12 protein-coding genes are annotated in these 12,668 nt (G+C 47.9%); 7 read left to right on the top strand and 5 right to left on the bottom strand.

Translation table 11 applies throughout. The features are described 5' to 3' along the window. Positions 1-26 precede the first annotated feature (26 nt). Complete coding sequence (locus GCU48_RS18395) at positions 27-554, top strand: phosphatase PAP2 family protein (protein ID WP_025717920.1); 528 nt, start codon at positions 27-29, stop codon at positions 552-554. A 51-nt stretch (positions 555-605) separates the two neighbouring features. Next, entirely contained in the window at positions 606-1,739 is a 1,134-nt protein-coding gene (locus tag GCU48_RS18390; RefSeq protein WP_425280853.1) for an MGDG synthase family glycosyltransferase, read from the top strand. Between the two features lie 46 nt (positions 1,740-1,785). Here the strand turns inward: GCU48_RS18390 and trmB are convergent, their stop codons facing one another. Together trmB and GCU48_RS18380 are read right to left on the bottom strand one after the other, a co-directional pair. After that, complete coding sequence (gene trmB / locus GCU48_RS18385; protein WP_025717918.1) at positions 1,786-2,499, bottom strand: tRNA (guanosine(46)-N7)-methyltransferase TrmB; 714 nt, start codon at positions 2,497-2,499, stop codon at positions 1,786-1,788. Between the two features lie 104 nt (positions 2,500-2,603). Continuing rightward, entirely contained in the window at positions 2,604-2,801 is a 198-nt protein-coding gene (locus GCU48_RS18380) for a hypothetical protein (RefSeq protein WP_025717917.1), read from the bottom strand. 307 nt (positions 2,802-3,108) lie between these two features. Between GCU48_RS18380 and mnmL the strand changes: the two genes are divergently transcribed. From mnmL to GCU48_RS18360, 4 genes are all read left to right on the top strand, one after another. Beyond that, entirely contained in the window at positions 3,109-4,062 is a 954-nt protein-coding gene (gene mnmL, locus GCU48_RS18375) for a tRNA modification radical SAM protein MnmL/YtqA (protein WP_025717916.1), read from the top strand. Further along, positions 4,063-4,644, top strand: a complete 582-nt coding sequence (gene mnmM / locus GCU48_RS18370; RefSeq protein ID WP_152381005.1) for a tRNA 5-(aminomethyl)-2-thiouridylate-methyltransferase MnmM — start codon at positions 4,063-4,065, stop codon at positions 4,642-4,644. A gap of 130 nt (positions 4,645-4,774) precedes the next feature. Further along, on the top strand, positions 4,775-5,749 hold the full coding sequence (locus GCU48_RS18365) for a type I phosphomannose isomerase catalytic subunit (RefSeq protein ID WP_152381004.1): 975 nt from the start codon (positions 4,775-4,777) through the stop codon (positions 5,747-5,749). A gap of 25 nt (positions 5,750-5,774) precedes the next feature. After that, positions 5,775-6,716, top strand: coding sequence for an alpha/beta fold hydrolase (locus tag GCU48_RS18360; protein ID WP_152381003.1), 942 nt, complete (start codon positions 5,775-5,777; stop codon positions 6,714-6,716). 61 nt (positions 6,717-6,777) lie between these two features. Here the strand turns inward: GCU48_RS18360 and GCU48_RS18355 are convergent, their stop codons facing one another. The 3 genes from GCU48_RS18355 to GCU48_RS18345 all read right to left on the bottom strand — a co-directional run bounded on the left by GCU48_RS18355 (position 6,778) and on the right by GCU48_RS18345 (position 11,623). After that, positions 6,778-7,308 carry a YfiT family bacillithiol transferase gene (locus GCU48_RS18355; RefSeq protein ID WP_152381002.1) on the bottom strand — a complete coding sequence of 177 codons (531 nt, stop codon included), beginning with the start codon at positions 7,306-7,308 and terminating at the stop codon, positions 6,778-6,780. Positions 7,309-7,433: 125 nt separating this feature from the next. Further along, complete coding sequence (odhB, locus tag GCU48_RS18350) at positions 7,434-8,726, bottom strand: 2-oxoglutarate dehydrogenase complex dihydrolipoyllysine-residue succinyltransferase (protein WP_152381001.1); 1,293 nt, start codon at positions 8,724-8,726, stop codon at positions 7,434-7,436. A 5-nt stretch (positions 8,727-8,731) separates the two neighbouring features. Further along, positions 8,732-11,623: a 2-oxoglutarate dehydrogenase E1 component gene (locus GCU48_RS18345; RefSeq protein WP_152381000.1), complete on the bottom strand. Its 2,892-nt coding sequence runs from the start codon at positions 11,621-11,623 to the stop codon at positions 8,732-8,734. Positions 11,624-12,056: 433 nt separating this feature from the next. On the opposite strand from GCU48_RS18345, the gene GCU48_RS18340 reads away from it, so the two are divergent. Beyond that, a complete protein-coding gene (locus GCU48_RS18340; RefSeq protein ID WP_244315760.1) occupies positions 12,057-12,566 on the top strand; it encodes a CAT RNA binding domain-containing protein in 510 nt (169 codons plus the stop codon). The last annotated feature ends 102 nt before the right edge of the window (positions 12,567-12,668 follow it).

The following is a 12,668-nucleotide window of genomic DNA, read 5'->3' as shown; positions in this document are numbered from 1 at the left end:
CTGAAACGGCAACCGGAGGAAACCAAATGCAACGTCTAGTCGTAAAACTTGTAAATCTGGAGCAGCAGTTGTTCAAATGGATCAACGGACGCTTACACAACCGTTTTTTGAACTTCTGGCTTTATTATCTCACACATCTGGGCGGGGCTACCTTTACAATAGCCTCTACGTTACTTATTTGGTGGCTCGCTCCGAATCCATGGAAGGATACCGGTATGAAGGGAGCCATTGCTTTGGGGGTCAGTCATATCCCCGTAGCAATCGTCAAAAAACTGTATCCGCGGATTCGCCCGTATTTGGCGCTACCGGGTACGAATACCTTTCGCAACCCCCTGTCGGATCATTCCTTTCCCTCAGGACATACAACCGCTATTTTTTCGGCTACCGTTCCTTTTATGCTTCAGTCACCAATGCTTACCCTGCCGCTGTTGCCTATAGCGCTGATTGTAGGTTTTTCCCGGATTTACCTGGGACTCCACTATCCCACGGATGTACTTGCTGGAGCGGTTATTGGAACTTCTGCAGCAATCGGAACGGTTGCATTCTGGCCTTAAAGCCGCTATGGTATGATTGAGAACATCCCAGCAGGAACAGGTGAAATGAGAGTGGCTAAAAAACGAGTGTTATTATTATCGGAAGGTTTCGGTGCCGGACATACTCAGGCTGCATACGCGCTCTCAAGCAGCTTGCGGAAGCTATCTCCGAATGTGCAGACCCGAGTGCTGGAGCTGGGGAGCTTTTTGAATCCAAGAATGGCCCCGCTTATTATTACAGCATACAAGAAGACTGTTGTATCGCAGCCTCGCCTAGTCGGATTGGTTTACCGTCATCAGTACAAAAAATCATTAAACCGTCTTACAACGCTCGCTTTGCACCGTCTGTTCTACACACAGACCCGAAACATTCTCCGACAGCTTCGTCCCGATTTGGTGGTATGTACTCATCCTATCCCGAGCGCGGTGATTTCACGCTTAAAGCGCTTAGGCTTACATGTTCCGCTTTGTACTGTCATCACAGACTATGATGCACATGGAACATGGATCAGTCCCGAGGTTGATCGGTACTTTGTATCTACGCCTGAAGTCATGCGCAAGCTGCGCGCGCGCGGAGTACCCGTGTCGAAAATCCAGGTGACCGGTATTCCGGTTCATCCAAATTTTTGGGAACATCCGGGGCACGATGAAATTCGGGAACAATTTGGCCTTAAACCTATCCCGACCGTACTCGTTATGGGTGGCGGCTGGGGCCTTATGAACGACGAAGTTATTCATCGCTCGCTTACCGATTGGAGAGAAAACATTCAATTTATTTTTTGTTTGGGTCATAACGATAAAATTCGTCGTAAAATGCAGATGGACCCCCGTTTCAATCATCCAAATATTCATATCTTTGGATTCACACGGGAAATCGACAAATTAATGGAGGTATCGAATCTTCTTATTACCAAACCCGGCGGAATGACATGTACCGAGGGATTAGCCAAAGGGATTCCGATGCTGTTTCACAAACCTCTTCCCGGACAGGAGGAGGAAAATTGTCAATACTTTACGGCTCAAGGCTTCGGAGAACCGATTACTTCGCTGGATGTCGTCGTTAAATGGATGAATCGGTTACTACACGATTTTCCGGAAATCGTTCGCAAGCGACAGGAGCACGTCCATAATGTAGCACGATATTATCCTCTTCAGAGCGCACAGAGTATTTTGGATATAATGGAACCAAACAGGGTGCTTTCCTAAAAAGGAAGCACCCCGCTTTATTTTAATCGTTTTATCGCTATTCGCTTTACTTTCCGTACTTTTCAAGACGCGTTTTCCCATACTCCTCCAAAGCGTCTTTGCCAATCAGCACCTCTACACGATGGATATTCATACCTTTACCCATAAATTTTTGTTCATATTCCGTCATAACATGCTCCTCGTTAATCCCTTCACGATGAAGGTTTAACGAAATATTCGTCATTTGCAGACCACTGTCGGCAAATGAATTCAGGGAAAACTCAAACAGTGTCTCCGAATCGGTCTTAAAATGAATTTGTCCTCTGCTGTTTAAAAGCTGACGGTATTTGTCCAAAAAGCGCGGATGCGTCAAACGACGGCGCGCATGCTTGGTTTTAGGCCAGGGATCACTAAAATTCAGATAAATGCGTTCAATTTCTCCAGGTTCAAAAACATTCTCAATCTGTTCAATGTTTGCAAGTGCCAACTTGATATTGGGTGGGGTGCCGACCTCTGTGTCGCTCCAGGCCAGGCGAGACTTTTCCGTTGCACGTCGCACCAACTCATCATACATATCAAAGCCAATGTAGTTGATGTCCGGATTCCGGAAGCTCATTTGGCTAATAAATTGTCCTTTGCCCATGCCAAATTCCACATGAATCGGACGATCATTGCCGAAAAGCTGCTGCCACTTTCCTTTATACTGTGCTGGCTCCAAGATGACCAGATCCTGTTGTTCTTCCAGGCTTTCCCTTATTCCTTTTCTTCCGCGTAAACGCATGTTACTCCTCCATATACTCTGTTATCAAGGAAAAAGGAATTCCACCCCCGCTTGAAGATACGGAAATGAAATTCCTTTTTCAATATATTTGGATTGGGGTCCAACTAATTTAATTGTTCATAGTCTACCCCATCAGCAGGTGAAAAATCAATTGTCTTTTGGCAAGCCGCTCTGATTTTTTGACGTGCAGCCGTTCCAATCTGACGATCCTGTCCAAAACGGACACCAGTCAGCGCCAACGCCTCATCAAAGGTTAACTCAACAGTAACTTTATCCATACGTGTTTTATCCTGCGCATTCATAAAAGATCACCTCACGGGTTATTAGTGATGGAACCGACGTGCATTTCCCCTAAAGCAGGCGATAGAAACAGCATAGCTGTATCCCAGAAAATAATCATTAGCCAATGGATAACTTTTATTTTCAGGTTCGAAAACAGTCCTTATATTGTATGTCTGGTACCGCTTACAATATAACACATCGTGTAACCTTTTTCAATCCCGAATCCAATAAAATCCGCACTTTTTATTGCCTTCCTCGCCCAAGTGATTCCCAATTAAGACTGATTTTTGTTACAATAAGGTGATCGTAAAAAAAAGGAGTTCACCCATGAAAACAGATTTGTTGCCTGCTCCTCTGCTATGGGGAGATAAACGGTTCCATACTTGGAATTACGAAATGCGCGAGCAATTTCAAAATAAAGTGTTTAAAGTTATGCTGGATGCAGGTTTTACTTGTCCGAATCGCGATGGATCTATTGCCAAAGGAGGCTGCACTTTTTGCAGCGCGCGCGGATCAGGTGATTTTGCCGGACGTCGCCGTGATGACCTGGTCACCCAGTTCAATACGATTCGGGATCGTCAGCATTTAAAATGGCCAAACGCCAAATATATTGGCTATTTCCAAGCCTACACCAATACGTATGCCCCCGTCGAGGAATTGCGGGAATACTTTGAGGTTATTCTGGAGCAGCCTGGGGTTGTGGGTCTGTCCATCGCTACCCGCCCTGATTGCCTGCCTGACGATGTCGTGGATTACCTTGCCGAATTGAACGAGCGCACGTACCTGTGGATCGAAATGGGGCTGCAAACCGTCCATGAATCCACTTCAGAGCTGATTAACCGTGCTCATGACACTCAATGCTATCTAGATGCGGTGGAAAAGCTGCGCAAGCGCAATATTCGCGTGTGTGCCCACATTATTTATGGGCTCCCGCAGGAGACGCATGAAATGATGCTCGATACGGGACGCGCAGTAGCGGCTATGGACGTGCAAGGTATTAAAATACATTTGCTGCATCTCATGCGCAAAACGCCGATGGTCAAGCAGTATGAAGCGGGATTGCTACGCTTTCTGGAGAGGGACGAATACGTTAAGCTGATCGTCGATACCCTGGAATTTTTGCCACCCGAGATGATCGTTCATCGGCTGACCGGGGATGCTCCCCGCGATCTGCTGATGGGACCCATGTGGTCGCTCAAGAAATGGGAAGTGCTTAACGCCATTGATGATGAGCTGAAATCACGTGAAACGTGGCAGGGCAAATACTGGAGGCAGCCTTAAATGGGTTTCCTATCTGTCTTGAGCTATGCTCATCAATTGGTGGCTGCGCGTGTGCAGCCAGGTGATGCTGCTATAGATGCCACTGTCGGTACTGGGGCAGATACACTGTTTCTGGCAAAAGCCGCTGGCAAACGGGGCCGTGTTTACGGCTTCGACATTCAGCAGGAAGCATTGCAACTCGCCCGGCGGCGGCTGGGAGAAAATGTCTCCTCCTCAATAGCAGAGGTATCCTTGCTGCTGCAGGGTCATGAGCAAATGAGGAAGGCTATTCCCAACGAGCTGCATGGCAAAGTCGCTGCGGTTATGTTTAACCTAGGCTACTTGCCTTCCGAGGGCGCCGATTCATCTGTCATCACGCATACGGACACTACGCTCGCCGCGCTTGAAGCAGCCCTGCAGCTGCTGCGACCACGCGGCATTCTGACCTCCGTACTATATCCAGGACACGCTGGAGGCAATGAAGAGGCTGAAGCCGTCCTTCAATGGGCTTCTGCTCTTCCCGTCTCTATCGGCCAAAGTATTATTTACCGTCAATTACAACGGGACACCTCGCCATATTTGGTGGCGATTGAAAAAAAATAGCGTATCGGCTTTCCAAGCCAACTTATCCAGGTTATGAGCGGCTTTTTCCAGCCGCCTTACATATATCATTTTGAAAGTCGTAAGAGATGTCTGTTGTGCACTCAATACCCATTCATGGAGGAGAGAAATTATGCTAAAGCCATACCCGCTGCAATTTCAACCTGAATTTAAAGAAAGAGTCTGGGGAGGACGAGCATTGGAACAATTTGGTCTAACCCCACCAGAAGGACATATTGGCGAAGGATGGATGATTGCTGATCATCCGAATGGAACCACAACAGTCATCAATGGCGAGCTTGCAGGCAAAGGGCTGGATGAAATCCGCGAAATCTATGGACAGGAATGGCTTGGAGCCAAAGGAGTATCGGAAAAAGGTGGCCGCTTCCCGCTTCTGATCAAGCTGCTGGATTGCAATGATGATTTGTCCGTACAGGTACATCCGACTGATGATTATGAGGGACTTCCGGCCGGAGAGCTTGGAAAAACCGAAATGTGGTATGTGCTTGATGCCAAGCCGGATGCAAAAATCATTTATGGTCTGACCGAAGGTGTAACACGCGAAAGTTTGCGTACAGCTCTTGAAAGCGGAGACATCCTCGGCAGTCTGCGTCAGGTCCCTGTTGAAGCAGGCGATACATTCTTCATTCCGGCTGGAACTGTACATGCGCTGTGTGCGGGTGTTGTCGTTGCTGAAATCCAGCAAAATTCGGATACGACCTATCGGTTATATGACTATAACCGTCCTGGTTTGGATGGCAAGCCCCGTGAGTTGCATATTGAGGATTCCCTCAATGTGACCTCATACGAAGGTGCAGGCGCAACAACAATGAAAACGGGCGGTTTACAGCCGGGTGAATGGCTCCAGCTTGCAGCCTGTGAGTATTTTGTCGTGGAAAAGGGTATCGTAGATGGAAGCTGGTCGCTTTCTACAACGAAAGACAGCTTTATGATTCTCGTCATTTGCGAAGGCAGTGGTACCCTAGCGTGGGACGATAATGCCGAGTCTCTTTCCTGTAAAGCTGGAGATTGCTTCCTGCTGCCTGCCAATCTCAACGGTTACACATTGAATGGCCAAATGACCGTACTTAGATCTTATCTTCCTTAAAGCTTAAAGGATGTGATGTCTAATTATGCGGGAATACACCTTTACCATCGCAGAAAATGATGGAACCGAGCTTTTTGCCTACCGCTGGCTGCCCGATCAACAGATGCCCCTAAAGGGGATTGTACAAATTTCACATGGGATGTGTGAGAGGTCTTACCGCTATATCCGACTGGCAGAGAAGCTCACTGCTTCCGGCTACGGTGTGTATGCCAACGATCATATCGGTCACGGGCGCACAGCTGGTGATCCCCATAAGCTTGGTATGCCGGGAACAGATGCGTTCAATCGAATGGCAAACGGCATGCTGGAGCTGGGCGAAATTGTGGCTAAGGAGTTCCCTGATCTGCCACGTTTTTTGCTGGGTCACAGCATGGGGTCCTTTTTAACCCAGAAAATAATGTATGACGACAGGCACGTATATCATGGGTTTATGTTATCGGGAACGAACGGGCGGCGTGGTCTGCTGAAACTCGGGGAGCAGGTTGCCCTGCTGCAAGCCAAGCTGCAAGGAATGGATCATCGCAGCATGCTGCTCAATGCGATGGTCTTCGGCGGTTTTAACCGTGCCTTTCGTCCGGTGCGTACGGCATTCGACTGGCTATCCCGTGATCCAGAGGAAGTAGATCAATTCGTACATGATCCGCTGTGTGGAGCCATCTGTACGACAAGCTTCTTCCTTGATTTTTTCAGGTTGCTGCAAGAAATCCATTGGCCTTCCTCACTGGAAAACATTAATCCTAAACTGCCGGTCTACATATTTGCCGGGGACCGTGATCCGGTAGGATTGTTCGGTAAAGGTGTATTGTCGCTGGTAGATATGTATCAAAGCCTGGAGTTTCAGGATGTGGAATACCGCCTCTACCCTGATGGCCGCCATGAGATGCTGCATGAAACCAACCGCGATGAAGTCATGAATGACATTGTTGACTGGCTGGATCGTCATGTTAACGTGGCAGCGACCTCTTAATAAAGAGAAACCTTCAAAACCACAGTTAAAGTGAGTTTGAAGGTTTCTTTTTTTATGCAAATCACCACGCATTCCGTTCTCTCAGGGAGGTAATATGAGCTGTATGATGTTTGCCGTGCCAGGCATAGATGCCGATGTTTCGTTCGAGCCGGATCGTCTGACCCGATTCAGGATGAATAAACGTTCGATGCAGTTGCTCTTCTCCTAACGATCGCAACACGGTCACCCACCGTTCATGAAGCCCTTCCAGCAATTGCAGCGAGGGTTCCGGTGGTAGCTCTCTGGCATCCGGTATTTCGGCCCAACGTCCCTCATCGTATGGCTTGATCGTCGGTGTATCCTCCGTCAGCGCCAGCTTAAAACGAATATAGCTGTTCATATGGCTGTCTGCCAAATGATGAACAACCTGCCTTATCGTCCATCCCCCTTCACGATAAGGCGTATTAAGCTGCTGCTCATTCAATCCCTCGACTGCTTGACGGAGCCGTGAAGGCAGTTCAGCAATGTCGTGAACCCATGCTAGAAGCTGCTCTTCTGTAATGGTATCTGGAACGACGAACGGCCCAATCGGGTAGCGCAAATCTTTATCCAAAACATTCCCCACCCTTCTCTGCATCTGTGTGCCTATTAGGTCTGAATCTTATGGTATTACTATGCAGGAAAAAAAGCAGACCCGCAAGAGCCTGCTTTTCCCTACACAAAATTCCTGGATATTTATTATCCCTCCAGCAACAGAGATTCCGGATCTTCCAGCAATTCTTTGACGGTTACCAGGAAGCGAACCGCTTCGCTACCATCAATAATCCGGTGATCGTAAGACAAGGCGATATACATCATCGGACGATTTTCCATACGTTCCTCGTCAATTGCAATCGGACGAAGCTGGATTTTGTGCATTCCCAAAATACCCACCTGCGGCGTGTTCAGAATTGGCGTAGACAGCAGGGACCCAAAAATACCCCCATTGGTAATGGTAAAGGTCCCGCCCTGCAAATCTGCCAGAGAAAGCGAGTTGGAGCGCGCTTTGCCAGCCAATTCTGCAATGCTTTTCTCAATTTCTGCAAAGCCGAGACGATCAGCGTCCCGTACAACTGGCACGACCAAACCTTCCTTGGCAGACACAGCAATCCCGATATCATAGTATTTTTTCAGTACGATATCATCGCCGTTAATTTCGGCATTCACGGTAGGGAATTGCTTGAGGGCGCCAACCACTGCTTTCGTAAAGAAGGACATAAAACCGAGCCCTACATCATGCTTCTCCTTGAACTTATCTTTACGGCGTTTACGAACATCGAGAATGGCGGTCATATCCACTTCATTAAAAGTGGTAAGCATAGCGGCTGTTTGTTGTGCCTCAACAAGGCGCTTGGCAATCGTCGCTCTACGACGAGACATCCGTTGCCGTTCGACAGGCTTACTGTACTCCGTTTGAGATGGAGACGGAGCCGCAGGCTTGTTGGTAGCCGAAGATGCAGGTGCAGTCGATGTCGCACGCGCAAACTCAGCGCTGTTCGTATGCGTTTTAACATCTCCCTGGAACACACGTCCGAGCGGGTCTTTTCCCTGTACCTGCTCCAGATCAATTCCGCGTTCACGCGCCAGCTTGCGGGCGGATGGAGATGCCGTCTGATTTCCCCCGTTACTATTAGACGGAATAGGCGGTGCAGCCTTTTCTGCTACTGCAGTAGCCGGTGTAGTCGCTACGGGTGGTGCTTCCGGCGCTTTGGTCGCTGCTGCTTCTTCAGCACCGGCCCCCCCTGTGTTACCACTGCCGCCGCTTTCAATCAAGCCAAGAGCTTCACCGATGGACACAGTCTCTCCCTCCTGACGAAGGATTTTCTGGACAACTCCCGCTTCTTCTGCACTAATTTCCAGATTGACTTTATCCGTTTCCAGTTCCAGTAGAACATCCCCCTGGCCTACGGAATCCCCTTCCTTGACAAGCCATTTAGAAATTGTTCCTTCCGTGATAGATTCTCCCATTGCCGGCACTAAAATATCGCTCACAGCCGCTACCTCCCCAGTGTAATATTATTTTTGGAATCCTGCTTCAACGCTGATTGAATAATCCGCTGCTGTTCTAGGCTGTGTACTTGCTGATAGCCGCTCGCCGGGCTGGAACGTTCCGGTCTGCCTGCGTAACGAATTTCCGCTCCTTGCGGCACAACATTCCGCAGACGAGGCTCCATGTAACTCCATGCTCCCATATTTTTAGGTTCTTCCTGAGCCCATACGAATTCTTTAACTTGCGGAAAACGGCTGAAAATATTCCGAATTTCCTCTTCCGGGAAGGGGTACAACTGCTCCACACGAATAATGTGCAGACGCTCCTCCGCCTCATTTTTATCTTTCTCCAACGCCTCTTCCAGATCAATCGCAATTTTGCCACTGCAAAGTACAATGCGCTCTACACGATCCGAACGTGTACCCAGGCCAGGCTGCTCCAGCACAGGATGGAATGTTCCTTCGCTGAACTCAGAAGCAAGCGAAGCGACACGATTGTTGCGAATCAGGCTTTTCGGCGACATCATCACAAGCGGACGCGCTTCCTCACTTTCGCTCAATGCAGCCTGACGGCGCAATAGATGGAAATACTGCGAGGCACTGCTCAGATTGGCGACAGTCCAGTTATTTTGTGCAGACAACTGGAGGAAACGCTCCAGCCGTGCGCTCGTATGCTCTGGTCCTTGTCCTTCACTTCCATGCGGTAACAGCATGACCAAACTGGATTTCTGTCTCCATTTGGCACGGCCCGCGGAGATAAATTGATCGAAAATAACCTGTGCGCAGTTCGCAAAATCGCCGAATTGTGCTTCCCAAATCACTAATGTTTCAGGAGAAAACACGTTATACCCATATTCAAAGCCAAGGACAGAAGCCTCAGATAAAGGGCTATTATGAATACTGAACGAGGCGCGTGCTTCCGGCAGTGTATGAAGCGGGCAATGAGTATTGCCGGTTTCAGGCTCATGCAGCACGAGATTACGGTGAGCAAAGGTCGCACGCTCCGCATCCTGACCCGTCATACGAATCGGCTTACCGTCTGCAAGAATGGTAGCCAGAGCCAGCGTTTCCGCCAAGCTCCAATCTACCTTTTCACCCTCGTTCAGAGCTGTTTTTCTACGCTGTAAAATGCGATCGAGCTTCGGATATACATGAAAATCTTTGGGCCATTTGAGCAGGTTTTCATTAATTTGGCGCAGCTTTTTCAATTCCACCGCAGTACGAACTACAGAGCCCTGATTTTTTTTGGCCTTAACAGCAGTAATTTCTGGCTCCTCTTCCGGTTGATTCTTCACATGTTCATGTGCTTCCTTCAATCGACTTTGCACCTTTTCAATGAGACCGGAACTAAACGCTTCATCCACAATGCCCTGCTTCATCAGATGTTGAGTATATAATTTGCTCACTGTCGGATGATTCTTCACCTTGCGATATACCAGCGGTTGGGTTGTTTCCGGGTCATCGGATTCATTGTGACCATAACGACGATAACCAATCAGATCAATCAGGAAATCCTTCTTGAAGCGATTGCGGTATTCACCAGCCATACGAGCCGCTGCAATGCAAGCTTCAGGATTATCCGCGTTTACGTGTACAATCGGAATTTCGTAGCCCTTGGCCAAATCGCTGGCATAACGGGTCGAACGTGAATCGACACTTTCTGTCGTAAAGCCCAGACGATTATTCACAATAATATGCACCGTACCACCATTACGGAAGCCACGCAAATTCGTGAAATTGAGTGATTCCGCCACAATCCCCTCACCCGGAAAAGCCGCATCGCCGTGCATGATAATCGTAGCAGCCTTGCTGACATCCAGCTTCGGATAGCCTGCTTGACTGCGGTCTTCCTGCGCTGCGCGGGAAAAGCCTTGTACGACCGGATTCACATACTCCAGGTGACTTGGATTATTCGCCAATGTCAGACGGGCCTGTACGGCTTCCCCATCTTTTACAAAACGATCCGCGCCCAGATGGTATTTTACATCCCCAGTCCAGCCGTAATTAATTCCAGTGGAACCTTCCGACGGGATCAGATCCTTATTCGGTGAATGATGAAATTCAGAGAAAATTTTGCTATAAGGCTTGCCCAGCACATGAGCCAGCACGTTCAAACGCCCCCGATGCGCCATACCCATCAGGACGTGACTTGCTCCTGCATTCGTGGTAAGTCGAATGATCTCGTCTAGTACGGGTACAAGCACATCGTTACCCTCGATGGAAAAACGCTTCTGTCCGACAAACGTTTTATGCAAAAACTCTTCGAACTGTTCAACCTCCACCAATCTGCCCAACAGGGCCTTGCGTTCCTGTGTTGTGAGTGGCTTGGAGGACCAGCCGGATTCTGCATAGCTATTCAACCAGCGGCGTTCCTCCTCGTTATGAATGTGACTAAATTCATAGGCAATCGGTCCTGTATATGCAACACGCAGTCGTTGAATAGCTTCCCATCCGTTAAGTGTTCCCGCAGGAGCGTTATCCCATATTAAAGAGGCCGGAAAGGCCTTTAAGTCCTGTTCAGTTAAACCGTAGGATGCTGGATCAAGCAAGCGAGTATCCTGCTCGGCATCCAGTCCCAGCGGATCTATTTGGGCGGCCAAATGCCCGTATTCACGGATGTTCCACACCATTTTCCCCGCTGTAACCGCTTTCTGCAATGTGTTCGAATCGAGGCTCCCCAGAGCGCTTGCAGGGGGTCCTTGCAATTTGTAGTCTATCATGGAAGCAGCCGAGTATTCGGATTGCGGTGGCTCACCCCATTGATCAAACAGCTCGCGGTAAGCCGGATCAACCGTTCCGGGGTCCGCTACATACTTTTCATACTGGTCCTGCACATAACCTAGATTAGGTCCGTAATACGCCTGCCAAGGTACCTGTCTGCTGCTCTCTTCCATTGTCATCTCGTTCCCTCCGTCAAATTTTTAAATTCATAGCTGGACGGAAATCATTTTTAATTTGTTTTTTTGTTAAACCCTCAATTTAAGTTGTTCACAATATGCTCACATTATATGAAATCCTTCATCAAGAGTCGAATTTCACAGTTCTTATTCCTCTTCCATTGTATAAACTTTTCTTGCTATGAGCATTTCCTTTTTCTCAACATATCCATGCGTAAATGAGATGAATCGGGTTATAGTAGCTTTTAGCACTTAAAGATTAGAATGTAGCAGAATAGGATATCCTAATCACAAAAAAATTTGACAACGTTTTCTGATCATGATAACTTATCTCGTGAGGCTTGTTACCAGTAATGCGGGCAAAACCACAACAGAGATGATATTTCTTTCTGTTGTAGTTTTGCCTTTTTTTATTCCTCAAAATGGGTGATTCGATGTGATAATTAAACAAATTTTCAACAATAATATCGTCAGCACGGTGGATGATAAAAACCAGGAGTTGCTTATCCTCGGCCGAGGTATCGGGTTTAACTTCCGTGCTGGTGATCCGATTGACGAAAAGCGGATTGAGAAAATTTTCTGTCTGCAGGATGCAAATATTTATGAGAAGTTTAAAGCCACTGTCATGGAAGTTCCGATTGATATTTTACAAGTCATCGATGACATTGTTAGTCTGGCGCGCACGCAGTTGAACAAAAAAATAAGTGATGGCATTTATGTCTCCTTGTCAGATCATATTCATTTTGCTATTCAGCGTATGGAGCATGACATGATTGCACGCAATCCACTGTCATGGGAGATTCAGCATTTCTATAAAGCTGAGTATGACGCTGCCAAAGAATCACTGACACTTTTGCGCGAACGTCTGGGCATTGAATTCCCAAAGGAAGAGATTTGTAATATCGCCCTTCAAGTGAATCAGGAATCAAAACACCTGGCAAGTTAAACAGCCAGCCGTCGGAATCAACCGGCGGCTGGCTGTTTAGTTTATGTTGCTCTTAAAAGCCAGAGGGTCTGATACGATGCAAATTCAAACTTAAAGTGACAT

This window comes from Paenibacillus brasilensis (assembly GCF_009363115.1).
Taxonomy (GTDB): domain Bacteria; phylum Bacillota; class Bacilli; order Paenibacillales; family Paenibacillaceae; genus Paenibacillus; species Paenibacillus brasilensis.
The sequence above is the reverse complement of the archived record's forward strand: the minus strand, read 5'-3'. Positions and strand labels throughout refer to the sequence as shown.

Bases quoted from the DNA above. Each gene is read 5' to 3' on its own strand.
- GCU48_RS18395 (WP_025717920.1), top strand. From the start codon at position 27: ATGCAACGTCTAGTCGTAAAACTTGTAAATCTGGAGCAGCAGTTGTTC.
- trmB (WP_025717918.1), bottom strand. From the start codon at position 2,499: ATGCGTTTACGCGGAAGAAAAGGAATAAGGGAAAGCCTGGAAGAACAA.
- GCU48_RS18380 (WP_025717917.1), bottom strand. From the start codon at position 2,801: ATGAATGCGCAGGATAAAACACGTATGGATAAAGTTACTGTTGAGTTA.
- mnmL (WP_025717916.1), top strand. From the start codon at position 3,109: ATGAAAACAGATTTGTTGCCTGCTCCTCTGCTATGGGGAGATAAACGG.
- mnmM (WP_152381005.1), top strand. From the start codon at position 4,063: ATGGGTTTCCTATCTGTCTTGAGCTATGCTCATCAATTGGTGGCTGCG.
- GCU48_RS18365 (WP_152381004.1), top strand. From the start codon at position 4,775: ATGCTAAAGCCATACCCGCTGCAATTTCAACCTGAATTTAAAGAAAGA.
- GCU48_RS18360 (WP_152381003.1), top strand. From the start codon at position 5,775: ATGCGGGAATACACCTTTACCATCGCAGAAAATGATGGAACCGAGCTT.
- GCU48_RS18345 (WP_152381000.1), bottom strand. From the start codon at position 11,623: ATGACAATGGAAGAGAGCAGCAGACAGGTACCTTGGCAGGCGTATTAC.